The following is a 24,523-nucleotide window of genomic DNA, read 5'->3' on the forward strand; positions in this document are numbered from 1 at the left end:
AGCTGATTGCTTACTTGCGATCTTCCAGCTTGGTAATGTCGCGCGACTCGTAGCCGGTGTACAGCTGGCGCGGGCGGCCAATCTTGTACGGGCTGGAGAGCATTTCTTTCCAGTGGGAGATCCAGCCCACGGTCCGCGCCAGGGCGAAGATCACGGTGAACATGCTGGTTGGAATGCCGATCGCCTTGAGGATGATCCCCGAGTAGAAATCGACGTTCGGGTACAGCGAGCGCTCGATGAAGTACGGGTCGGTCAAGGCGATCTCTTCCAGGCGCATGGCCAGTTCGAGTTGCGGATCGTTCTTGATGCCCAGTTCCTTCAACACTTCGTCGCAGGTCTGCTTCATCACGGTGGCGCGCGGGTCGCGGTTCTTGTAGACCCGGTGACCGAAGCCCATCAACTTGAACGGATCGTTCTTGTCCTTGGCCTTGGCGATGAAGGTGTCGATGTTGGAGACATCGCCGATTTCATCGAGCATGGTCAATACGGCTTCGTTCGCGCCGCCGTGGGCAGGGCCCCACAGCGCGGCGATGCCGGCGGCGATGCAGGCGAACGGGTTGGCACCCGAAGAGCCCGCCAGGCGCACGGTGGACGTCGAGGCGTTCTGCTCGTGGTCGGCATGGAGGATGAAGATCCGGTCCATGGCCTTGGCGAGTACCGGGCTGATCGGTTTGATCTCGCACGGGGTGTTGAACATCATGTGCAGGAAGTTTTCCGCGTACGTCAGGTCGTTGCGCGGGTACATCATGGGTTGACCCATGGAGTACTTGTAAACCATTGCGGCCAGGGTCGGCATCTTGGCAACCAGGCGGATCGCGGAGATTTCGCGATGCTGCGGGTTATTGATGTCGAGGGAGTCGTGATAGAAGGCCGACAGGGCGCCGACCACGCCGCACATGACGGCCATCGGGTGGGCGTCGCGACGGAAGCCGTTGAAGAAGGTCTTCAACTGCTCGTGAACCATGGTGTGGTTCTTCACGGTGCTGACGAACTGGGCTTTTTGCTCGGCTGTTGGCAATTCGCCATTTAGCAGCAGGTAGCAGGTTTCCAGGTAGTCCGACTTTTCAGCCAGTTGCTCGATCGGGTAGCCCCGGTGCAGCAGAATGCCATTGTCGCCGTCGATATAGGTGATCTTCGACTCGCAAGAGGCGGTCGACATGAAGCCTGGGTCGAAAGTGAAACGGCCCGTGGCCGTCAGGCCCCGTACGTCGATTACATCGGGACCAACGGTGCCGGTTAAAATGGGCAGCTCGACGGGGGCTGCGCCCTCGATGATCAACTGCGCTTTTTTGTCAGCCATGTGGCCTCCTATTTATGCTTCAAATCATCAGACAGACCCCCCACGCAGGGCCCGCACCACTATAGTGAGATAAATTCAGATGTCAATTTGCCTAAAGTCTTGCTCCAGAAGGCTTTAACCGTACTTTTTCGTCGAAATTAACTGCCATTTACGCCTTTTATCCCGCCAGCGCAATCCGCTATTAGGGTGAGGTGCGCGCGTTGTCATTAGTAACCTAACTGTCTATACTCGGCCACCGACCGCCAAGGGCTTTTGGGCTTGCTTTCATTGGGGGTCGCACTCCTGGGTGGTGCTTACCTGACCAGTCGCACTCCCCAACAACTTTGCCCTGATTGTTAGGGGCTCTTCAGTGTGAAAAAAAGCCGTGAATAGCCAACGACCTGTAAACCTAGACCTAAGGACCATCAAACTCCCCATCACCGGCGTTACGTCGTTCCTGCACCGTGTTTCCGGCATCATCCTGTTCCTGGGCTTGGGCATCATGCTTTATGCATTGAGCAAATCCCTGGGTTCCGAGGAAGGTTACGCCGAGGTGAAGGCATGCTTGACCAGCCCGCTGGCCAAGTTCGTAGCATGGGGCCTCCTGTCCGCTCTGCTGTATCACCTGGTAGCCGGTGTGCGCCACTTGATCATGGATATGGGCATCGGTGAGACGCTGGAAGGCGGCCGCCTGGGCTCGAAAATCATCATCGCCATTTCCGTGGTGCTGATCGTTCTGGCAGGAGTTTGGATATGGTAACCAGCGTAACGAATCTGTCGCGTTCGGGCCTCTATGACTGGATGGCACAGCGTGTGTCTGCGGTCGTTCTCGCGGCTTATTTCATTTTCCTGATCGGATACCTCGTCGCAAATCCGGGCATCGGCTATGAGCAATGGCACGGCCTGTTTTCCCACAATGCGATGCGAATCTTCAGTCTGCTGGCCCTTGTAGCCCTGGGCGCTCACGCCTGGGTCGGCATGTGGACCATCGCGACCGACTACCTCACGCCGATGGCGCTGGGCAAGTCCGCGACCGCAGTCCGTTTCCTCTTCCAGGCTGTATGCGGCGTCGCGATGTTCGCTTACTTCGTCTGGGGTGTGCAGATTCTTTGGGGTATCTGATTCATGGCTAACATTCCTACTATTTCCTTCGACGCCATCATTATTGGTGGCGGCGGTGCTGGCATGCGCGCAGCGCTGCAGCTGGCCCAGGGTGGTCACAAGACTGCCGTGATCACCAAGGTGTTCCCGACGCGGTCCCACACCGTTTCGGCCCAGGGTGGCATCACTTGCGCCATCGCCTCCGCCGACCCGAACGATGACTGGCGCTGGCACATGTACGACACCGTCAAGGGCTCCGACTACATCGGTGACCAGGACGCTATCGAATACATGTGTCAGGAAGGCCCTGCCGCGGTGTTCGAGCTGGACCACATGGGTCTGCCGTTCTCCCGTACCGAGCAAGGTCGTATCTACCAGCGTCCATTCGGCGGCCAGTCGAAGGATTACGGTAAAGGCGGCCAGGCTGCCCGTACCTGCGCAGCTTCCGACCGTACCGGTCACGCGCTGTTGCACACCCTTTATCAAGGCAACCTGAAAGCCGGTACTACGTTCCTGAACGAGTACTACGCGGTCGACCTGGTAAAGAACGCCGACGGCGCATTTGTTGGCGTGATCGCCATCTGCATCGAAACCGGTGAAACCACCTACATCCGCGCCAAGGCTACCGTGCTGGCGACCGGCGGTGCAGGCCGTATCTACGCCTCGACCACCAACGCCCTGATCAACACCGGTGACGGCGTCGGCATGGCTCTGCGTGCAGGCGTGCCGGTACAAGACATCGAAATGTGGCAGTTCCACCCAACCGGCATCGCCGGCGCCGGTGTACTGGTAACCGAAGGTTGCCGTGGCGAAGGTGGCTACCTGATCAACAAGCACGGCGAGCGTTTCATGGAGCGTTATGCTCCGAACGCCAAGGACCTTGCCGGTCGTGACGTGGTTGCCCGTTCGATGGTTAAAGAAATCATCGCCGGCAACGGCTGTGGCCCTAACGGCGATCACGTACTGCTGAAACTCGATCACCTGGGTGAAGAAGTACTGCACAGCCGCCTGCCAGGTATCTGCGAGCTGTCCAAGACCTTTGCCCACGTTGACCCAGTGGTTGCTCCGGTTCCGGTTGTTCCAACCTGCCACTACATGATGGGCGGCGTGCCGACCAACATTCATGGCCAGGCGATCACCCAGAACGCCGAAGGCGTGGACGAGATCATTCATGGCCTGTTCGCCGTAGGCGAAGTGGCGTGCGTATCGGTTCACGGTGCCAACCGCCTGGGCGGCAACTCGCTGCTCGACCTGGTGGTATTCGGTCGCGCTGCCGGCCTGCACTTGGAAAAAGCCCTGACCGACGGCATCGAATACGATGACGCCACCGACGCCAACATCGAGACCGCCCTCGCGCGCCTGAACGCTCTGAACGAGCGTACCGATGGTGAAGACGTGGCGACCCTGCGTCGTGAACTGCAAAGCTGCATGCAGAACTACTTCGGTGTGTTCCGTACCGGCGAATACATGCAGAAGGGTATCGCCCAGTTGGCTGACCTGCGCAAGCGCATCGCCAACGTCAAGATCAACGATAAGAGCCAGGCGTTCAACACTGCTCGTATCGAAGCCCTTGAACTGCAAAACCTGCTGGAAGTGGCTGAAGCGACTGCGATCGCCGCCGAGGTTCGTAAAGAATCTCGTGGTGCCCACGCTCGTGAAGACTTTGAAGATCGCGACGACGAAAACTGGTTGTGCCACACCCTGTATTTCCCGGGTGACAAGCGCGTAACCAAGCGTGCCGTGAACTTCTCGCCGAAGACGGTGCCGACGTTTGAACCGAAGATTCGGACTTACTAAGGGTGGCTGCCATGTTGAAAGTCAGTGTTTATCGCTACAACCCTGATCAGGACGCCGCGCCGTTCATGCAGGAATTCCAGGTCGATACCGGTGGTAAAGACCTGATGGTGCTGGATGTATTGGCACTGATCAAAGAGCAGGACGAAGGTTTCTCCTATCGTCGCTCTTGCCGTGAAGGTGTGTGCGGTTCCGACGGCATGAACATCAACGGCAAAAACGGCCTGGCGTGCATCACGCCGCTGTCGGCCGTGGTCAAAGGCAACAAGCTGATCGTTCGTCCTCTGCCAGGTTTGCCGGTTATCCGTGACCTGGTCGTCGATATGAGCATCTTCTACAAGCAATACGAGAAAGTTAAGCCGTTCCTGCAGAACGATACGCCGGCTCCGGCCATCGAACGTCTGCAGTCCCCTGAAGAACGTGAAAAGCTCGACGGTCTGTACGAGTGCATCCTGTGCGCCTGCTGCTCGACTTCGTGCCCGTCCTTCTGGTGGAACCCGGACAAGTTCCTGGGCCCAGCTGCACTGCTGCAAGCGTACCGCTTCCTGGCAGACAGCCGTGACACCAAGACGTCCGAGCGTCTGGCTTCGCTGGATGACCCGTTCAGCGTATTCCGCTGCCGCGGGATCATGAACTGCGTCAACGTATGTCCTAAAGGCCTGAACCCGACTAAGGCCATTGGTCACATCCGTAACATGTTGCTGCAAAGCGGCGTGTAACTGACGTTGCAATAGAGCAGGACCGTTGTGCCCGTAAATGCTGCGGCGCAGGCTTCAACCGGCGCCGTAGTTTTAACTTGAGCAGCGACTTACAAAGCCGCAGCTCTTATTTTGAAGAAATGAGACAAGCAGGGGCATTCGGGTTGGTACCCGAACTATCAGCGTGATCCTAAGTGGCTTGTTTTGGTCGCTGCACTTGGCCTTTTGCAAGCAAACTCGGTGTTTTCGCCGGTGGTGTCCCCAAATCGAGGGTGACCAAGCATGCAAGAAAGCGTGATGCAGCGCATGTGGAACAGCGGCTATCTTTCAGGTGGTAACGCTGCCTATGTGGAAGAGCTTTATGAGCTCTACCTGCACGACCCTAACGCTGTGCCAGAAGAATGGCGCACCAAATTTCAGACGTTGTCTTCAGACGGCAACGCTGCCACCGATGTATCGCACGCAACAATTCGCGATCAATTTGTGCTGCTGGCAAAGAACCAGCGCCGCGCCCAACCGGTTTCCGCCGGCAGCGTGAGCAGTGAGCATGAGAAGAAGCAAGTTGAAGTACTGCGACTGATCCAGGCCTACCGCATGCGCGGCCACCAGGCGGCCCAGCTTGACCCGCTGGGGCTCTGGCAGCGTCCTGCACCGGCTGACCTGTCGATCAATCATTACGGCTTGACCAATGCCGATCTTGATACGACCTTCCGTGCCGGCGACCTGTTCATCGGCAAAGAGGAAGCGAGCCTACGCGAAATTCACGAAGCGTTGCAGCAGACATATTGCCGCACCATTGGCGCTGAATTCACGCACATCACCGATTCCGAGCAACGCCACTGGTTCCAGCATCGTCTGGAAGGCGTGCGTGGCCGTCCGGTGCTGTCCGCCGACGTGCGCAGCCACCTGCTTGAGCGCGTCACCGCAGCCGAAGGCCTGGAAAAATACCTGGGTACCAAATACCCGGGTACCAAGCGTTTTGGTCTGGAAGGCGGCGAAAGCCTGATCCCGATGCTCGACGAGCTGATCCAGCGTTCCGGTTCCTACGGTACCAAGGAAATCGTGATCGGCATGGCTCACCGTGGTCGTTTGAACGTGTTGGTCAACACCTTCGGCAAGAACCCGCGCGAGCTGTTCGACGAGTTCGAAGGCAAGAAGAAGGTCGAGTTGGGTTCCGGTGACGTTAAATACCACCAGGGCTTCTCGTCCAACGTGATGACCACCGGCGGTGAAGTTCACCTGGCCATGGCCTTCAACCCATCCCACCTGGAAATCGTTTCTCCGGTGGTCGAGGGTTCGGTCCGTGCTCGTCAGGACCGTCGCAACGACACCACCGGTGAAAAGGTTCTGCCGATTTCCATCCACGGCGACGCGGCGTTCGCCGGTCAAGGCGTGGTTCTGGAAACGTTCCAGATGTCGCAGACCCGCGGTTTCAAGACCGGCGGTACTGTTCACATCGTCATCAACAACCAGGTTGGCTTCACCATCAGCAACCCGCTGGATGCGCGCTCCACCGAGTACGCCACCGACGTTGCCAAGATGATCCAGGCGCCGATCCTCCATGTGAATGGTGATGATCCGGAAGCCGTGCTGTTCGTGACCCAACTGGCTGTCGACTACCGCATGCAGTTCAAGCGTGACGTGGTGATCGACCTCGTGTGCTACCGCCGTCGCGGTCACAACGAAGCCGACGAACCGAGCGGCACCCAGCCGTTGATGTACCAGCAGATCACCAAGCAGCGCACCACCCGTGAGCTGTACGCCGAAAGCCTGACCAAGGCCGGTGTGATGGATGAGGCGCGTGTTCAGGCGAAGATCGATGAATACCGCAACGCCCTGGATAACGGCCTGCATGTAGTAAAAAGCCTGGTCAAAGAGCCGAACAAAGAGTTGTTCGTGGACTGGCGTCCGTACCTGGGTCACACCTGGACCGCGCGTCACGACACCTCGTTCGACCTCAAGACCCTGCAGGAACTGTCCGCCAAGCTGCTGGAAATCCCAGAAGGCTTCGTGGTGCAGCGCCAGGTTGCGAAGATCTACGAAGACCGTCAGAAGATGCAAGCCGGTGGCCTGCCGATCAACTGGGGCTACGCCGAAACCATGGCGTACGCGACCCTGGCGTTCGAAGGTCACCCGATCCGCATGACCGGTCAGGACATCGGCCGCGGTACGTTCTCGCACCGTCATGCGGTGCTGCACAACCAGAAAGACGCGGGCACCTACATCCCGTTGCAGAACCTGTACGAAGGCCAGCCACGTTTCGACCTGTACGATTCGTTCCTGTCCGAAGAAGCCGTGCTGGCGTTCGAATACGGTTACTCCACCACCACGCCTAACGCGCTGGTGATCTGGGAAGCCCAGTTCGGCGACTTCGCCAACGGTGCCCAGGTGGTTATCGACCAGTTCATCACCAGCGGCGAGCACAAGTGGGGCCGCCTGTGCGGTCTGACCATGCTGCTGCCACACGGTTATGAAGGTCAGGGGCCTGAGCACTCCTCGGCCCGTCTGGAGCGTTACCTGCAACTGTGCGCCGAGCACAATATCCAGGTGTGCGTGCCGACGACCCCGGCCCAGATCTACCACTTGCTGCGTCGCCAGGTGATCCGCCCGCTGCGCAAGCCGCTGGTCGTGCTGACGCCCAAGTCGCTGTTGCGTCACAAATTGGCCATCTCGACCCTGGAAGATCTGGCCGAAGGTTCGTTCCAGACCGTTATTCCGGAAATCGACACGCTGGACGCCGCCAAGGTCACTCGCTTGATCCTGTGCAGCGGCAAGGTCTACTACGATTTGCTGGAAAAACGCCGTGCCGAAGGCCGCGAAGACATCGCCATTGTGCGTATCGAGCAGCTTTACCTGTTCCCGGAAGATGACCTCATGGAGATCATCGCGCCTTATACCAACCTCACGAACGTGGTCTGGTGTCAGGAAGAACCGATGAACCAGGGCGCCTGGTACAGCAGCCAGCATCACTTGCGTCGCAGCATCGGCAATCACAACAAGGCCCTGGGCCTGGAGTATGCCGGTCGTGATGCTTCTGCTGCGCCTGCGTGTGGCTATGCGTCGATGCACGCCGAGCAGCAGGAAAAACTGCTGCAAGATGCTTTCACTGTTTAACGCCTTCGCGCTGACTGAAACCGAATTTTAAGGACCCACAGATAATGGCTATCGAAATCAAAGCCCCGTCATTCCCGGAATCGGTTGCCGATGGCACCGTTGCCACTTGGCACAAGAAACCAGGTGAGGCCGTCAAGCGTGACGACCTGATCGTCGACATCGAGACCGATAAAGTCGTTCTGGAAGTGTTGGCCGAAGCTGACGGCGTGCTGGGCGCAATCGTTGCCGAAGAAGGCGCTACCGTTCTGTCGAACCAGGTACTGGGTTCGATCGAAGAGGGCAGCGCCGCAGCAGCACCTGCCGCCGCTGCAGCCCCGGCTGCCTCGGCACCGGCTGCCGCTCCGGCCGCTGGCGGTGAAGATCCAATCGCCGCACCGGCTGCTCGTCAGCTGGCTGAAGAAAACGGCATCAACCTGGCGTCCATCAAAGGCACCGGCAAAGACGGCCGCGTGACCAAGGAAGACGTGGTTGCCGCTGTTGAAGCCAAAGAAAAACGCGCCAGCCGCCGCACCTGCCAAGGCTGCCGCACCGGCTGCCGCCGCGCCTGTGTTCGCCGCTGGCGATCGCACCGAGAAGCGCGTGCCGATGACCCGCGTACGTGCCACCGTGGCCAAGCGCCTGGTTGAAGCACAATCGAACATGGCGATGCTGACCACGTTCAACGAAGTCGACATGACCGAAGTCATGGCGCTGCGTTCGAAGTACAAGGACCTGTTCGAGAAGTCCCACAACGGCGTGCGCCTGGGCTTCATGTCGTTCTTCGTGAAAGCGGCTACCGAAGCGCTGAAACGCTACCCGGCCGTCAACGCTTCCATCGATGGCACCGACATCGTTTACCATGGCTACGCGGATATCGGCGTTGCCGTATCCAGCGACCGTGGCCTGGTGGTTCCGGTTCTGCGTAACGCCGAGCTGATGAGCCTGGCCGAAATCGAAGGCGGCATCGCCGGCTTCGGCAAGAAAGCCCGTGACGGCAAGCTGACCATCGATGAGATGACCGGTGGTACCTTCACCATCACCAACGGTGGTACCTTCGGTTCGATGATGTCGACGCCGATCGTCAACCCGCCACAAGCCGCGATCCTGGGCATGCACAACATCATCCAGCGTCCGATGGCCATCAATGGCCAAGTCGTGATCCGCCCAATGATGTACCTGGCACTGTCTTACGATCACCGCCTGATCGATGGTAAAGAAGCCGTGACTTTCCTGGTGACCATCAAGAACCTGCTGGAAGACCCGGCTCGTCTGCTGCTGGATATCTGATAGAAGCAGCTGCAGGCTCCGTGGCGGGTCGCCCATGAGGCGGCCTTGCCCGGAGCTTGCGGCTTGAAAGCTTGCTGCTACAATAGAGGAACTATTTTCATGTCGCAGAAATTTGACGTTGTAGTGATTGGTGCAGGCCCTGGCGGCTATGTTGCCGCCATCAAGGCCGCACAACTGGGCCTCTCGACTGCTTGCATCGAAAAATACACCGACAAGGAAGGCAAACTGGCATTGGGCGGTACTTGCCTGAACGTTGGTTGCATTCCTTCCAAGGCGCTGCTGGACAGCTCCTGGAAATTCCACGAAGCGCAAGACGGTTTTGCCATCCACGGCATCAACCACGCTGGCGTGACCATGGACGTGCCAGCGATGGTAGGCCGTAAAGCCAACATCGTCAAAGGCCTGACTTCCGGCGTTGCAACCCTGTTCAAGGCCAACGGCGTAACGTCCCTGCAAGGCCACGGCAAACTGCTGGCCGGCAAGAAAGTTGAAATCACCAAGCCAGACGGTTCGGTAGAAGTCATCGAAGCCGAAAACGTGATCCTGGCGCCAGGTTCGCGTCCAATCGACATTCCACCGGCCCCGGTTGACCAGAACGTGATCGTCGATTCGACCGGCGCCCTGGAATTCCAGGCTGTGCCTAAGCGTCTGGGCGTAATCGGCGCCGGCGTGATCGGCCTGGAGCTGGGTTCGGTCTGGTCCCGCCTGGGTTCCGAAGTGACCGTGCTGGAAGCCCTGGACACGTTCCTGCTGGCTGCCGACACCGCAGTGTCCAAAGAAGCGCTGAAAACCCTGACCAAGCAAGGTCTGGACATCAAGCTGGGCGCTCGCGTGACCGGTTCGAAGGTCAACGGCGAAGAAGTGGTCGTGACCTACACCGACAAGGATGGCGAACAAACCATCACGTTCGACAAGCTGATCGTAGCCGTTGGTCGCCGTCCAGTGACCACCGACCTGCTGGCGGCTGACAGCGGCGTGAACATCGACGAGCGTGGCTTCATCCACGTTGACGATCACTGCGCAACCACCGTGCCTGGCGTGTACGCCATTGGCGACGTGGTTCGCGGCATGATGCTGGCGCACAAGGCGTCCGAAGAAGGCATCATGGTTGTCGAGCGCATCAAGGGCCACAAAACCCAGATGAACTACGACCTGATCCCATCGGTCATCTATACCCACCCGGAAATTGCATGGGTCGGCAAGAACGAACAGCAGTTGAAAGCTGAAGGCGTTGAAGTTAACGTCGGCACCTTCCCGTTTGCCGCTTCTGGCCGTGCCATGGCAGCCAACGACACCGGTGGTTTTGTCAAAGTCATCGCTGATGCCAAGACTGACCGCGTATTGGGCGTCCACGTGATTGGCCCGAGCGCTGCAGAACTGGTTCAGCAAGGCGCAATCGGTATGGAATTCGGCACCAGTGCCGAGGACCTGGGCATGATGGTCTTCTCCCATCCGACCCTGTCCGAAGCGTTGCACGAAGCTGCGTTGGCAGTGAATGGCGGCGCCATCCACATCGCCAACCGCAAGAAGCGCTAAGCGAGATAATAAGAAACCACGGCGGAGTTGCCCGTCGTGAGCCTTGCGCGCAAGACTCACCGCGGAATATCCGCTGGACGCAGCCTTGCGCAGCTTTACGGGCCATAAGCCCCGCAAGTTGCGCAAGCAGCAGTCACAGGTGGCGCGGCACTCATAATGAGCGCAGCGCCGAATGCGCAGTACCTAACGAAGACGGTAAAAAGCATGAATCTTCACGAGTATCAGGGTAAGCAGCTGTTCGCTGAATACGGCCTGCCAGTTTCCAAGGGCTACGCAGTAGACACCCCGGAAGCAGCAGCAGAAGCTTGCGACAAAATCGGTGGCACCGAGTGGGTTGTCAAAGCCCAGGTCCACGCAGGTGGTCGCGGTAAAGCGGGCGGCGTTAAGCTGGTTCGCAGCAAAGAAGACGCCAAGGCCTTCGCACAGCAGTGGCTGGGCAAGCGTCTGGTGACTTACCAGACTGATGCCAATGGCCAGCCAGTCACCAAGATCCTGGTTGAATCGTGCACTGATATCGCTAAAGAGCTGTACCTGGGCGCTGTCGTTGACCGTTCGAGCCGTCGCATCGTGTTCATGGCTTCCACCGAAGGTGGCGTGGACATCGAGAAGATCGCTCACGAAACCCCAGAAAAAATTCTGAAAGCCACTATCGATCCACTGGTTGGCGCTCAGCCATTCCAAGGTCGCGAGCTGGCTTTCCAGCTGGGCCTGGAAGGCAAGCAAGTTGCCCAGTTCGCCAAGATCTTCGTAGGTCTGGCCAAACTGTTCCAGGATCACGATCTGGCCCTGCTGGAAGTGAACCCGCTGGTGATCAAGGCTGACGGCGATCTGCACTGCCTGGACGCCAAGATCAACATCGACGCCAACGCCATGTACCGTCAGCCTAAGCTGAAGACTTTCCACGATCCGTCGCAAGACGATCCGCGCGAAGCGCACGCTGCCAAGTTCGAACTGAACTACGTAGCCCTGGAAGGCAACATCGGTTGCATGGTCAACGGTGCCGGCCTGGCCATGGGTACCATGGACATCGTCAACCTGCATGGCGGCAAACCAGCCAACTTCCTCGACGTGGGCGGTGGTGCTACCAAGGAACGCGTTACCGAAGCGTTCAAGATCATCCTGTCCGACTCCAACGTCGCTGCAGTATTGGTCAACATCTTCGGCGGCATCGTTCGTTGCGACATGATTGCCGAAGGCATCATCGGTGCAGTGAAAGAAGTCGGCGTTAAAATCCCGGTTGTTGTTCGCCTTGAAGGCAACAACGCTGAACTGGGCGCTAAAGTACTGGCAGAAAGCGGTTTGAACATCATCGCGGCTACCAGCCTGACCGACGCTGCTCAACAAGTTGTCAAAGCTGCGGAGGGCAAATAATGAGCGTCCTGATCAATAAAGACACCAAAGTTATCTGCCAGGGTATTACCGGTTCGCAAGGTAGTTTCCACACCCAGCAAGCCATCGAATACGGCACCAAGATGGTTGGCGGCGTAACTCCGGGCAAAGGCGGCACCGAGCACCTGGGCCTGCCAGTGTTCAACACCGTGAAAGACGCTGTAGCTGCCACTGGCGCCACCGCCAGCGTGATCTACGTTCCAGCTCCTTTCTGCAAGGACTCCATCCTGGAAGCGGCATTCGGCGGCATCAAGCTGATCGTCTGCATCACCGAAGGCATTCCTACCCTGGACATGCTGGACGCTAAAGTTAAGTGCGACGAGCTGGGCGTAGTCCTGATCGGCCCTAACTGCCCAGGCGTGATCACTCCAGGCGAATGCAAGATCGGCATCATGCCAGGTCACATCCACTTGCCAGGCAAAGTCGGTATCGTTTCGCGCTCCGGCACCCTGACCTACGAAGCTGTGAAGCAGACCACTGACGCCGGTTTCGGTCAGTCGACTTGCGTCGGCATCGGCGGTGACCCGATCCCAGGCTCCAACTTCATCGACATCCTGAAGCTGTTCCAGGAAGACCCGAAGACCGAAGCGATCGTCATGATCGGTGAAATCGGCGGTTCGGCTGAAGAAGAAGCGGCAGCCTACATCAAGGCTCACGTGACCAAGCCGGTTGTTTCCTACATCGCTGGTGTGACTGCCCCTGCGGGCAAGCGCATGGGCCATGCTGGCGCAATCATCTCCGGCGGCAAAGGCACTGCAGACGAGAAATTCGCTGCACTGCAAGACGCAGGTGTAAAAACCGTGCGTTCGCTGGCGGACATCGGCAAGGCCCTGGCCGAGCTGACGGGTTGGGCTGTCAAGCAAGCCTCGCGCTTAACTGACGCTTCACCACACAAAGGCCACCTTCGGGTGGCCTTTGTGCGTTTAAGGGCAGCTGTAAGCGGCAAGCTTTAGCTGCAAGACAACACAGTGCGGCCAGTCGTGCCGCTTAAAGCTTGCCGCTGCTCTTACAAAAACGCGACATAGAGATGTCGCTTATCGGACAGTGCGCCCCGCAACAGTGCGTTTGTCAGCTCAATTCTGTACCCTAGCCGCCTCTTTATGCGCCCGCATCCCAAAAGGCCGCTGCGCGCCAGACCGGTCGGTCCCCACAAGGGCCGGCAGTATTTCCCTCATCCATAGGGAATCCCTCTCTAAATTCCGATTCAGTAGTGTGGTATTTCCTCAAATGAAAGTGTTGAAAAGCCAGGACATCCTGGCGTTGGGTTTTATGACCTTTGCCCTGTTCGTGGGCGCCGGCAACATCATCTTCCCGCCTATCGTGGGTTTGCAGGCGGGGCCTGACGTCTGGATGGCGGCGCTGGGCTTTCTGATCACCGCAGTAGGCTTGCCGGTGGTTACCGTAATCGCCCTGGCCAAGGTCGGCGGTGGCATGGACGCGTTGAGCAGCCCGATCGGCAAGATCGCCGGTGGCCTGCTCGCGGCGGCGGCGTATCTGGCGGTAGGGCCGCTGTTCGCCACCCCGCGTACCGCGACCGTGTCCTTTGAAGTCGGCCTGGCGCCGTTGACGGGTGAAAGCCCGCTGGCGCTGTTCCTTTACAGCTCGGTCTACTTCCTGGTCGTGTTCTTCGTTTCGCTGTACCCGGGTCGACTGCTGGACACCGTGGGTCGTTTTCTTGCGCCGTTGAAGATCATTGCGCTGGCCATCCTCGGCATCGCCGCGTTTGCCTTGCCGGCCGGCGACGTGGGTGTCGCCACTCCGGAATACGTCGCCGCGCCGTTCTCCCAGGGCTTTATCAATGGCTACCTGACCATGGATACCCTGGGCGCGCTGGTATTCGGCATTGTGATCGTCAACGCCATTCGCTCCCGTGGCGTCGAATCGCCCAAGCTGATCACCCGCTACGCGATCATCGCCGGCCTGATTGCCGGCATGGGCCTGGCCCTCGTCTATGTGAGCCTGTTTCGCCTGGGTTCGGGCAGCCATGAAGTGGCCGCCGGCGCTGCGAATGGCGCCGCTGTGCTGCACGCCTACGTGCAACACACCTTTGGCTCCCTGGGTAGCGGCTTCCTCGCCGTACTGATCTCTCTGGCGTGCCTGGTGACCGCCGTCGGCCTGACCTGCGCCTGCGCCGAGTATTTCAGCCGTGTGCTGCCACTGTCCTACAAGACACTGGTGGTGATCCTGGCGTTGTTCTCGTTGTTTGTATCCAACCTGGGCCTGACCAAGCTGATTGCCTTCTCGATCCCGGTACTGACCGCCATCTACCCGCCGTGCATCGTGCTGGTGGCCTTGAGTTTCTGCAAAGACTTCTGGCAGGAGCAGGGCCGTATCGTTGGCCCGGTGATGCTGGTGTCGTTCATCTTCGGCTGCATCGACGCGCTCAAGGGGGCAGGGCTGGCGGGCTGGATGCCGGCGCAGTTGGCGAACTTGCCACTGAGCGAGCAAGGCCTGGCCTGGCTGATACCGTCGGTGATGGTGTTGGTGGTAGCGGTGGGGATTGACCGTATGCTCGGCAAGCGCAGCGAAGCGATCGCGTAACGACCGGTTTCGCGCAGTACTGAAATGCCCCGTATCAATCGATACGGGGCATTTTATGTTTGAGAGGCGACAACCTTCTAGAGTTGGCACGCTTTCAACAGGTGGAAGGGGGCTTGCCCGATGAGGGTGTGTCAGTGGATAAACCTGTAACTGTCCCACCGCCATCGGGGCAAACTCCCTTCCACATTCGTACTGCATTCCGCCAGCCAATACCGTGTAAAAAGGACCCGCATGTCATTCGTCGAAACCAATCAGATCCATCTGCTTGCCGCCCTCTGGTTTGTGCTGTGCTGGGGCGGCTATACCCGTTATGCCACTTGGAAGGCCCGCGACACGGCATGCCTGGCCAGTGTGTTGCATCTGTACCGCGAAGACTGGATGCGTCGCATGCTGCTGCGGGACAACCGTATCGCCGATGCCAGTGTGATCGGTAACCTGGAGCGCAATGCCTCGTTCTTTGCCTCCAGTACCCTGATCATCCTCGCCGGCATTCTCACCGTGCTCGGTGCATCCGAGCGGGCCGTGTCGTTGCTGGCGGACATTCCCATGGTGCAACAGGCATCCCAGGGCATGTCGGAAATCAAGCTATTGTGCCTGGCGCTGGTGTTTGTCTACGCGTTCTTCACGTTCAGTTGGTGCATGCGCCAATACAACTTTGCGGCAGTGCTGGTGGGGTCGGCGCCAATGATCGGTGAACGGCTGGTGTCGGAGCAGGAGCGCAGGGCGTTTGCGTTGCGCGCGGCACGGGTGATTTCCATGGCGGCCAACCAGTTCAACTTTGGCCTGCGCGCCTATTACTTCGGCATGACCATGCTGGCGTGGTTCGTCAGCCCTTGGTTGTTCATGTTGATGAGCGCGGGGGTGGTGTTCGTGCTGTATCGCCGCGAGTTTCATTCCGACGTCTTGCAAGTGATGGTGTATACGCAAACGGATACGACGGCGCCTGATACCGTCAAAGAGACGGCTCTAGTCCACTTGCGCGTATTAACGCTGCGAATAAAAACGGCAGACAAAGTAAAGCCCGCTATCTAAGCGGGCTTTCTTTTTGCAGCCAGCTATTTCAAGCCGCGGTATCAAGAACCGGTGGCAGGGGTAGCAGGTGCTGCTTCTTTCGCGGCGGCTTCGTTCGATTCAGCCTGAGCTTTGGCAGCATCGGCGTTTTCTTTCGCAGCGTCGTTCACTTTATCCTGAGCCTTGGCCATGTCTTTCTGAGCTTGCTCAGAATGTGCCGCAGCGTCTTGGGCTTTGTCTTCGGATTTTTTGTCGCAGGCAGCGAGACCGAGGGCAGCGGCCAACATCATGGAAATAGCTAAAGTCTTGCGCATGGGGTGTTTCTCCTTATTGAAGATATCTACTGGCCTTTCGAGCCCGAGGGCTCAGTTTTAGTTCCTTTTATGACGCAGATATATAAACCGCGTTGTTCAAGGAACTTTCTCGCGCACCGCCTACTGCGCGAATCAACACTAATAAGAGTCTGGATCGAATGACCGAAAACCTATTGTTAGAGCGTGCGACGCGATTTGTATCGGCCCTGCGCCATTGCCAGGTACTGGGTATTAACGTGCACGAGGCTGGCGAGGAGGGCATGACGCTGGTGTTGCCTTACACCCCGGCGATCGTGGGTGACCCCACCACCGGCGTCATCCACGGCGGCGCCCTGACCTCGTTGATGGATACCGCCTGCGGCATGGCCACCTTGTGCGTGCTGCCGGAATTCGAGGTGTGCCCGACCCTCGACCTGCGCATCGACTACATGCATCCCGCTGAACCGCACAAACCGGTCTACGGTTTCGCTCAGTGCTACCGGGTGACCACCGACGTGATCTTCACTCGTGGTGTCGCCTACCAGGACGACCCGCAGCAACCCATCGCCCATGTGGTCGGCACGTTCATACGCATGGGTAAGCGTCTCAGCGGCACCCAAGGCTTTCGCAGCACGATCAAGGGAGAGCAGGCATGACGCACCGATTCAAGACCCGCCTCGAACAAGCCCATGAACGCGCAGATTATGAGGCGCTGCTCAACCTGATCCCCTATGCCAAGCTGATCGGCATCGAATGCACGCGCCTGGGCGACGAATTGCTGTTTCGTCTGCCCGCCAACAAGGACAACATCGGTAACCCCATATTGCCGGCGCTGCACGGTGGCGTGATTGCAGGCTTCATGGAGCTGTCGGCCGCGCTGCACCTGCTGGTGTTTACCGGCGCCCCCGGCCTGCCGAAGATCATCGATTTCTCCCTGGATTACCTGCGTGCGGGCCAGTTCCGCGACACCTACGCCAAGTGCCAGGTTTGGCGCCAAGGCCGCCGGGTGGCGAATGTGGCGATCACCGCCTGGCAAAGCACGCCGGCGGAACCCATTGCCACCGCCCGTGCGCATTTCAAGATTGAGGAAACGAGCCGCCCTTGAAATCCTGGTCTTAGGCCCCAACTCTGATGACAACCCGCCGCTAACCCTTTCGGGGGCGGCCACTGCCATCCAATTGGAGTTTGATGACCATGAGTGTGGAAACTCAAAAGGAAACCCTGGGCTTCCAGACCGAGGTGAAGCAACTGCTGCACCTCATGATCCATTCGCTGTATTCCAACAAGGAAATCTTCCTTCGCGAATTGATCTCGAACGCTTCTGACGCTGTCGACAAATTACGTTTCGAAGCCCTGTCCAAGCCCGAGTGGCTGGAAGGTGGCGCCGAACTGAAAATCCGTGTGAGCTTCGACAAAGACGCCAAGACCGTCACGCTCGAAGACAACGGTATCGGCATGAGCCGTGACGATGCGATTACCCACCTGGGCACCATCGCTAAATCCGGCACCGCCGATTTCATGAAAAACCTGTCGGGCGACCAGAAGAAAGACTCGCACCTGATCGGCCAGTTCGGCGTGGGCTTCTACTCGGCCTTCATCGTGGCCGACAAGGTTGAAGTATTCAGCCGTCGTGCCGGCCTTGATGCCAGCGAAGGTGTGCATTGGGCCTCTAAGGGCGAGGGCGAGTTTGAAATCGCCACCATCGATAAGGCCGACCGCGGTACGCGTATCGTGTTGCACCTCAAAGACGGTGAAGACGAATTCGCCGACGGCTGGCGCCTGCGCAACATCATCAAAAAGTACTCCGACCACATCGCGCTGCCGATTGAACTGCCCAAAGAACAAGCGGCCGCCGAAGGCGAAGAGGCCCCTGCCCAGGAATGGGAAGTGGTCAACCGCGCCAGCGCCCTGTGGACCCGTCCTCGCACTGAAGTGAAGGATGAGGAATACCAGGAGTTCTACAAGCACATCGCCCACGATTACGAGAACCCGCTGAGCTGGAGCCATAACAAGGTCGAAGGCAAGCTCGAGTACAGCTCGCTGCTGTACGTGCCGGCTCGTGCGCCGTTCGACCTGTACCAGCGTGAAGCGCCCAAAGGCCTCAAGCTCTATGTCCAGCGCGTGTTCGTGATGGATCAGGCGGAATCGTTCCTGCCGCTGTACCTGCGCTTTATCAAAGGCGTGGTCGACTCCAATGACCTGTCGCTGAACGTGTCGCGGGAAATCCTGCAGAAAGACCCGATCATCGACTCCATGAAGTCGGCGTTGACCAAGCGCGTCCTCGACATGCTGGAAAAACTGGCGAAGAACGAGCCTGAGCAATACAAAGGCTTCTGGAAAAACTTCGGCCAGGTCATGAAAGAAGGCCCGGCGGAAGATTTCGCCAACAAAGAGAAAATCGCCGGCCTGCTGCGTTTTGCCTCCACTCAGGGCGAAGAGGGCGAGCAGATTGTGTCGCTGGCCGAGTACCTGGCGCGCGCCAAGGAAGGTCAGGACAAGATCTACTACCTGACCGGCGAAACCTACGCCCAGGTCAAGAACAGCCCGCACCTTGAAGTCTTCCGCAAAAAAGGCATTGAAGTGTTGCTGCTGACCGACCGTATCGATGAGTGGCTGATGAGCTATCTCAGCGAGTTCGACGGTAAAACCTTCGTCGACGTGGCCCGTGGTGACCTGGACCTGGGTAACCTGGACTCCGAAGAAGAGAAGAAAGAAGCCGAAGAAGTCGCCAAGGCCAAAGAAGGCCTGGTTGAGCGGATCAAGACTGCCCTGGGCGATGCCGTCAGCGAAGTGCGGGTTTCCCACCGTCTGACCGATTCCCCGGCGATCCTGGCCATCGGCGAGCAGGACCTGGGCATGCAGATGCGTCAGATCCTCGAAGCCAGCGGGCAGAAGGTTCCGGATTCCAAGCCGATCTTCGAGTTCAACCCGGCTCACCCGCTGATCGAGAAACTCGACGGCGAGCAGAGCGAAGAGCGGTTTGGCGACCTGTCGCACATCCTCTTCGACCAGGCGGCCCTGGCCGCTGGCGACAGCCTCAAAGACCCGGCCGCTTATGTGCGCCGACTGAACAAGCTGTTGGTTGAACTGTCGGTTTAACACCGTTGTAGAAAAACCCGCTTCGGCGGGTTTTTTCGTTCTAGTGCACCTCAACTGGAGAGAATGATGAGCCAAGTCACTGTGCGTTCCGTGGTCTATCAGATTGATGGCCAGTCTTATGAGAGCCGCCTGGCGTTCGATGCGAGCCAAAAAGGGCCGTTGCCGGGCTTGCTGATGGCCCCGAACTGGATGGGCGTGAGTGCCGGCGCGGAAGAAATCGCCAAGACCGTCGCGAGCAAGGGCTACGTGGTGCTGATTGCCGATCTGTACGGGCAAACCGTGCGTCCATCGAATGGCGATGAGGCCGGTGCGGCGATGATGCCGTTGAAAAATGACCGCCCATTGTTGAACAAGCGCATGCAGGCGGCCCTTGAGCAACTGCAAAGCCAGACTGAAGCGGCTGTTGATACGTCCAGGCTGGCGACCTTCGGCTTCTGCTTTGGCGGTTGCTGCTCCTTGGAGCTGGCCCGCACGGGCGCGCCATTGAAGGCAGCGGTATCGTTCCACGGCACCCTCGACACGCCAAACCCGGCAGATGCCAATAACATCAAGGGTTCGGTGCTGGTGCTGCATGGCGCCTCCGACCCGTTGGTGCCCAAAGAGCAACTGCCGGCCTTTGAAGACGAAATGAACGCCGCCGGTGTGGATTGGCAACTGCTGAGCTACGGTGGCGCGGTGCATTCCTTCACCGACCCGCACGCCAATGTGCCGGGCAAGATGATGTACGACGCGAAGACTGCTGCACGGGCGTTCCGCTCGATGCATAACTTGTTGGATGAAGTGTTCAAGGGTTGATTCTCTAGCGCCTGTTCCGACCCCATCGGGAGCAAGCCCCCTCCCACACTTGATTGGTATACACCTTCAAATGTGGAAGGGGGCTTGCTTCCGATGGCTATCTCGCAGGCAACTCAATTCTTTCGGATTCCCCCGGCACCGTCGGCCAATCCCCAGCCGCCCAACGCTGCCTGGCTTGCTCGATCACTGCGGGATCACTCGCGACAAAATTCCAGTTGATCCGCCTCGGTCCATCCAATGGCGCGCCGCCAAACACCACCAGGTGGCAATCGGACTCGGCAAACAACGTCATCGCCTGGCCGCTCGGCAATATCACCAGGCTATGTGCCTGCAACAGTTCGCCGTCGAGCTGCGCTTCTCCCTCCAGCACATACACCGCGCGTTCCTGATGCTCGTCCGGGATCGGCAGGGTGGTGGCCGTCTGCATGCGCACCTCGGCATACAGCGTGGGCGACAGCACCGGCACCGGTGATTCGAGGCAGAACCCGTTGCCCGCGATCATGCGAGTCCACACGCCCAGGTTGTCGCTCACCGGCAGGCTGTTGGCGGGGTGATGGCTGTAATGGCCTGGTCCGGTTTCGTGGTCCCTGGGCGAGGCCAGCCATACTTGCAACCCATGCAGGCTGAAACCACTGGCCTTGAGGGCTTCTGGTGTGCGCTCGACGTGGGCAATTGCGCTGCCGGCAGTCATCCAGCTCACATCGCCGGCCTGCACCACTTGGTCGGAGCCCAGGCTATCCTTGTGCTGCAACGCGCCTTCAAACAGGTAGGTGAGGGTGGACAGGCCGATATGCGGGTGCTGGCGGATATTCATGCCGCTGCCCGGTGCGTAGCGGGTGGACAGCATATGGTCGAAAAATACAAAAGGTCCGACGCTACGGCATTCGCGCGAGGGCAGCGGGCGCAGGATCGGCTGGCCTTCAACCTCTTCCTGGCGAGGGCGGATCACGGTGAGGAGGGTCATGGTGCGTCCCAATCTGAGCGGGTTAGTTGGCCGTGAGCATAACCCGCTCGACGAGAGGTTGCTGCTATTGGCTGAACGCACCTTCCGATAGCGTGGTCTCGATGCTGATCTCGGCGGTGGTCATCAGCTTGTGCACCGGGCATTTGTCGGCAACGCGGTGCAACTCGTCGCGCTGTGCGTCGGTGAGCACACCCTTGAGGGTCAGCTTGACGCCGAGTTTGTATTTGCCCTTTTGTTCCTCGGCGGCGTCGTGGGTCACTTCCACGGTGACGCCGGTGAGCGGGATGTTTTTCTTCTGCGCATACAGCCTGACGGTCAGGGCTTTACAGGACGCCAATGCCGCGTCGAAGTAATCGTGGGGGGAGGGCGCGGAGTCGTCGCCGCCCAGGCTTTTGGGCAGGTCGGTAAACAACTCGTGGTTATTGATGTTGACGCTGTGGCGAAAATTTTCAGCGTTCAGTGTATTCACGGTAACAGGCATGGCAAACCTCACAGGGTGGCAGGATGTAGGTCATGCAGTTATAGAGCATGCGGGCCTTGGGGTGTTCCACGTTTTTGCATGATGAACCTCGGCGCGCAAGGCAAGGTCTACTCGTACTCGCCCTGATCGAGGTTGTATCGTGCTCTGGACCCGCCTGAGTGTTGCCCTGTTGTTCGCCGCCAGCAGCCTTGCCGTGCAGGCCCGCGACTATGCCTACAGCGACGCGCACCTGCATTACGTGGATTTTTTCCAGGAAACGGCGGGCATGGAAAAATTGCTCAAGGCCATGCACGAAAATCGCATTGAGCACGTGATGATTTCCGGCATCCCCGTGGCGAAAAAGTGGCACGAAGACGAACCCAAGCGCCCGCGCTACTACGCGGGCGATGACGCAGATGCCTATTGGTACAGCGCCACCGACGTTATTGTCGCCGCGGCCGTGAATAAGCTGACGCCTGAACAGCGCCAGCACTTTCATCCGTTTCTAAGCGGTTTCAACCCCAACGACAAGAATTCCGACGCGCATATCCAGCGCATGCTCGACCTTAACCCAGGCCTGTGGCAGGGCATCGGTGAGGTGTTTACCCGCCACGATGACCTCACGGCCCTGACGTCCGGCGACACCCCTCGCGCCAACAACGAAGCCATGACGCGCATTTACCACCTGGCCGCCGAAAACGACTTGCCGGTGATGCTGCACTCCAACATCACCTCCAAGCGCGAGCGCAACCCGTTGTACCTGGCCGAAATCGAAGAGCCACTGCGCAACCACCCGCACACACGGTTTATCTGGGCGCACGCGGGTACCAGCAAAGAGATCCATCGACATCAGGTGCAGATGGATTTTTTGCTGCCCACCTTGAGCCGCCTGCTGGAGGCTTACCCCAATCTGTACATCGACCTGTCCTGGAGCATGCTCACGCCGTATTTGCTTGATGACGCAGGCGTGCCTCGTGCGGAGTGGGTCGAGCTGGTGGAGCGCTTTCCGGAGCGGTTTATGTTGGGCTCGGACGTAGTGGGGCGTTTCAACAAATTGGGTAAGGAAATGCGCCGCTTTGAGCCTTTCCTGGACGCCTTGCCTGAGGACATCGCCCGCAAGGTGGCCCGCGATAACTTCCTGGCCATCCTGCCCAAGCGCTGAATGCAATGAAGGTGCGGTAAAGGCGAGGCGGTTCCACATGGGCTCACCCATAAAAAAGCCCCGAACCAGTCGGGGCTTTTTCATGGGGCTACAGGGCTTACTGACCCTGCCAGCGTTTCAGCACCAGGGTGGCGTTAGTGCCACCGAAGCCGAAGCTGTTGCTCATCACGGTGTCGATTTTCGCGTTTTCAACGGTCTTGGTCAGGATCGGCATATCGGCGACGACCGGGTCGATCTCGTCGATGTTGGCCGAGCCGGCCATGAAGTTGCCTTCCATCATCAACAGGCAGTAGATCGCTTCATGAACACCGGCGGCGCCCAGGGAGTGACCGGACAGGCTCTTGGTGGAACTGATTTTCGGAGCCTTGTCGCCAAATACCGCACGCACGCCTTCCATTTCCTTGGCGTCGCCGACCGGAGTCGAAGTGCCGTGGGTGTTCAGGTAGTCGATTGGGGTGTCGACGGTGGACATCGCCATCTGCATGCAACGGATGGCGCCTTCACCGCTTGGCGCAACCATGTCGTAGCCGTCGGACGTTGCGCCGTAGCCAACGATTTCCGCGTAGATCTTGGCACCACGGGCCAGAGCGTGTTCCAGCTCTTCAACCACCACCATGCCGCCGCCGCCGGCGATGACGAAACCGTCACGCTTGGCATCGTAGGCACGGGAGGCTTTTTCCGGGGTTTCGTTGTACTGGGTGGACAGTGCGCCCATGGCGTCGAACAGGAACGACTGGCTCCAATGCTCTTCTTCACCGCCGCCGGCGAATACGATGTCCTGCTTGCCCAACTGGATCTGCTCTACGGCGGTACCGATGCAGTGAGCACTGGTGGCGCAGGCGGAGGAGATCGAGTAGTTCACGCCCTTGATCTGGAACGGCGTGGCCAGGCAGGCCGAAACGGTGCTGCCCATGGTCCGCGTTACACGGTAGGGGCCAACGCGCTTCACGCCTTTTTCGCGCAGGATGTCCAGCGCTTCCATCTGGTTGAGGGTTGATGCGCCGCCGGAGCCGGCGATCAGGCCGGTGCGTACGTTCGATACCTGGTCTTCGCTCAGGCCTGAGTCGGCGATGGCGTCTTTCATGGCCAGGTAGGCGTAGGCGGCAGCGTGGCCGACGAAGCGATAGATCTTGCGATCAATCAGTTCTTCGAGGGGCAGGTCGATGGAGCCGGAAACCTGGCTACGCAGACCCATTTCGGCATATTCCGGGTTGAAGCGGATGCCAGGGCGACTTGCACGCAGGTTAGCGGTGACGGTCTCTTTGTCATTGCCCAGGCAAGAAACGATGCCCAGACCAGTGATAACGACGCGGCGCATGCGGATAACCCTTAAAAGTTGTCAGTGGAAGTGAATACGCCGACCCGAAGGCCTTCGGCAGTATAGATCTCGCGACCGTCGACAGTCACCGAACCGTCGGCGATGGCCAGGTTCAGCTTGCCCTTGAGGACGCGCTTGATTTGAATGTTGTAGGTGACTTTCTTGGCGGTCGGCAAGACCTGGCCAAAGAACTTCACTTCGCCCGAACCCAGGGCGCGACCGCGGCCCGGCAGGCCTTGCCAGCCCAGGTAGAAGCCGACCAGTTGCCACATGGCGTCGAGGCCCAGGCAGCCTGGCATCACGGGGTCACCTTCGAAGTGGCAGGCGAAGAACCACAGGTCCGGGTTGATATCCAGCTCGGCGACCAATTCACCTTTGCCGTACTTGCCACCCTCTTCGCTGATATGGGTGATGCGATCCACCATCAGCATGTTCGGGGCGGGCAATTGCGCGTTACCTGGGCCGAACAGCTCACCGCGACTGCAGCGCAGCAGGTCTTCCCGAGTAAAGGCGTTTTGTTTGGTCATGCGAGCTCCTCAATAATCCCATGCGGCAGGGTAGGGCAAATCTTCCCGAACCGAATGAAGCGTTCATGCCTCATGTCGGCAGCCTACACATAGACTATTGCGTTGTAGTGAAAGTCACAGCTTCAAGGCACTGAATGTACACTTGTTCACTGAAATTTTAAACCGGGTCTGTTTAT

General features: G+C 58.8%; 20 protein-coding genes and 2 pseudogenes. 16 read left to right on the plus strand and 6 right to left on the minus strand.

The window, feature by feature from the left end; all coding sequences use genetic code 11:
• Positions 1–10: 10 nt before the first annotated feature.
• Complete coding sequence (gltA, locus tag AB4O25_RS27190; protein ID WP_014717728.1) at positions 11–1,300, minus strand: citrate synthase; 1,290 nt, start codon at positions 1,298–1,300, stop codon at positions 11–13.
• A 364-nt stretch (positions 1,301–1,664) separates the two neighbouring features.
• On the opposite strand from gltA, the gene sdhC reads away from it, so the two are divergent.
• From sdhC to AB4O25_RS27245, 11 genes and pseudogenes are all read left to right on the plus strand, one after another.
• Positions 1,665–2,039 (plus strand): succinate dehydrogenase, cytochrome b556 subunit, encoded by a 375-nt coding sequence (sdhC, locus tag AB4O25_RS27195; protein WP_003172804.1) that lies wholly within the window; start codon positions 1,665–1,667, stop codon positions 2,037–2,039.
• Positions 2,033–2,401: a succinate dehydrogenase, hydrophobic membrane anchor protein gene (gene sdhD / locus AB4O25_RS27200; protein ID WP_003172805.1), complete on the plus strand. Its 369-nt coding sequence runs from the start codon at positions 2,033–2,035 to the stop codon at positions 2,399–2,401. The genes sdhC and sdhD overlap by 7 nt, the downstream gene beginning before the upstream one ends.
• A 3-nt stretch (positions 2,402–2,404) precedes the next feature.
• Positions 2,405–4,177, plus strand: coding sequence for a succinate dehydrogenase flavoprotein subunit (gene sdhA, locus AB4O25_RS27205; protein WP_017529313.1), 1,773 nt, complete (start codon positions 2,405–2,407; stop codon positions 4,175–4,177).
• A gap of 11 nt (positions 4,178–4,188) precedes the next feature.
• On the plus strand, positions 4,189–4,893 hold the full coding sequence (locus tag AB4O25_RS27210) for a succinate dehydrogenase iron-sulfur subunit (protein WP_003172807.1): 705 nt from the start codon (positions 4,189–4,191) through the stop codon (positions 4,891–4,893).
• Positions 4,894–5,154: 261 nt separating this feature from the next.
• Entirely contained in the window at positions 5,155–7,986 is a 2,832-nt protein-coding gene (locus AB4O25_RS27215) for a 2-oxoglutarate dehydrogenase E1 component (protein WP_460150202.1), read from the plus strand.
• A gap of 44 nt (positions 7,987–8,030) precedes the next feature.
• A pseudogene (gene odhB, locus AB4O25_RS27220) lies at positions 8,031–9,252 on the plus strand (2-oxoglutarate dehydrogenase complex dihydrolipoyllysine-residue succinyltransferase).
• Between the two features lie 99 nt (positions 9,253–9,351).
• Complete coding sequence (gene lpdA / locus AB4O25_RS27225; RefSeq protein WP_017529310.1) at positions 9,352–10,788, plus strand: dihydrolipoyl dehydrogenase; 1,437 nt, start codon at positions 9,352–9,354, stop codon at positions 10,786–10,788.
• A 204-nt stretch (positions 10,789–10,992) separates the two neighbouring features.
• A complete protein-coding gene (gene sucC / locus AB4O25_RS27230; RefSeq protein ID WP_003233235.1) occupies positions 10,993–12,159 on the plus strand; it encodes an ADP-forming succinate--CoA ligase subunit beta in 1,167 nt (388 codons plus the stop codon).
• A pseudogene (gene sucD, locus AB4O25_RS27235) lies at positions 12,159–13,043 on the plus strand (succinate--CoA ligase subunit alpha); the annotation flags it as partial. The gene sucC and the pseudogene sucD, both read left to right, overlap by 1 nt.
• Positions 13,044–13,404: 361 nt before the next feature.
• A complete protein-coding gene (brnQ, locus tag AB4O25_RS27240) occupies positions 13,405–14,718 on the plus strand; it encodes a branched-chain amino acid transport system II carrier protein (protein ID WP_017529309.1) in 1,314 nt (437 codons plus the stop codon).
• 231 nt (positions 14,719–14,949) lie between these two features.
• On the plus strand, positions 14,950–15,750 hold the full coding sequence (locus tag AB4O25_RS27245) for a DUF599 domain-containing protein (protein ID WP_460150204.1): 801 nt from the start codon (positions 14,950–14,952) through the stop codon (positions 15,748–15,750).
• 41 nt (positions 15,751–15,791) lie between these two features.
• Here AB4O25_RS27245 and AB4O25_RS27250 read toward each other — a convergent pair whose 3' ends face one another.
• Positions 15,792–16,043 (minus strand): hypothetical protein, encoded by a 252-nt coding sequence (locus AB4O25_RS27250; RefSeq protein WP_010211724.1) that lies wholly within the window; start codon positions 16,041–16,043, stop codon positions 15,792–15,794.
• Between the two features lie 158 nt (positions 16,044–16,201).
• Between AB4O25_RS27250 and AB4O25_RS27255 the strand changes: the two genes are divergently transcribed.
• From AB4O25_RS27255 to AB4O25_RS27270, 4 genes are all read left to right on the plus strand, one after another.
• The gene (locus AB4O25_RS27255; protein ID WP_065877990.1) at positions 16,202–16,678 is read left to right on the plus strand and encodes a PaaI family thioesterase; all 477 of its coding nucleotides are present in this window, start codon (positions 16,202–16,204) and stop codon (positions 16,676–16,678) included.
• Positions 16,675–17,127 (plus strand): PaaI family thioesterase, encoded by a 453-nt coding sequence (locus tag AB4O25_RS27260; RefSeq protein ID WP_017529306.1) that lies wholly within the window; start codon positions 16,675–16,677, stop codon positions 17,125–17,127. The genes AB4O25_RS27255 and AB4O25_RS27260 overlap by 4 nt, the downstream gene beginning before the upstream one ends.
• An 89-nt stretch (positions 17,128–17,216) precedes the next feature.
• Positions 17,217–19,121, plus strand: coding sequence for a molecular chaperone HtpG (htpG, locus tag AB4O25_RS27265; RefSeq protein ID WP_026067377.1), 1,905 nt, complete (start codon positions 17,217–17,219; stop codon positions 19,119–19,121).
• 66 nt (positions 19,122–19,187) lie between these two features.
• Positions 19,188–19,916: a dienelactone hydrolase family protein gene (locus AB4O25_RS27270; protein WP_065877992.1), complete on the plus strand. Its 729-nt coding sequence runs from the start codon at positions 19,188–19,190 to the stop codon at positions 19,914–19,916.
• 97 nt (positions 19,917–20,013) lie between these two features.
• On the opposite strand, the gene AB4O25_RS27275 is transcribed toward AB4O25_RS27270, so the two are convergent.
• Both AB4O25_RS27275 and AB4O25_RS27280 read right to left on the minus strand, forming a co-directional pair.
• Positions 20,014–20,880, minus strand: a complete 867-nt coding sequence (locus tag AB4O25_RS27275) for a pirin family protein (RefSeq protein WP_135196748.1) — start codon at positions 20,878–20,880, stop codon at positions 20,014–20,016.
• A gap of 64 nt (positions 20,881–20,944) precedes the next feature.
• Positions 20,945–21,361: an OsmC family protein gene (locus AB4O25_RS27280; RefSeq protein ID WP_017529302.1), complete on the minus strand. Its 417-nt coding sequence runs from the start codon at positions 21,359–21,361 to the stop codon at positions 20,945–20,947.
• A 139-nt stretch (positions 21,362–21,500) separates the two neighbouring features.
• Here AB4O25_RS27280 and AB4O25_RS27285 point away from each other — a divergent pair, with 139 nt between their 5' ends.
• Complete coding sequence (locus AB4O25_RS27285) at positions 21,501–22,502, plus strand: amidohydrolase family protein (RefSeq protein WP_065877997.1); 1,002 nt, start codon at positions 21,501–21,503, stop codon at positions 22,500–22,502.
• Positions 22,503–22,599: 97 nt separating this feature from the next.
• Here the strand turns inward: AB4O25_RS27285 and fabB are convergent, their stop codons facing one another.
• Entirely contained in the window at positions 22,600–23,820 is a 1,221-nt protein-coding gene (gene fabB / locus AB4O25_RS27290; RefSeq protein ID WP_017529300.1) for a beta-ketoacyl-ACP synthase I, read from the minus strand.
• An 11-nt stretch (positions 23,821–23,831) separates the two neighbouring features.
• Entirely contained in the window at positions 23,832–24,347 is a 516-nt protein-coding gene (gene fabA / locus AB4O25_RS27295; protein ID WP_017529299.1) for a 3-hydroxyacyl-[acyl-carrier-protein] dehydratase FabA, read from the minus strand.
• Positions 24,348–24,523: the final 176 nt, after the last annotated feature.

It is taken from the genome of Pseudomonas sp. S3_A03 (assembly GCF_054668275.1).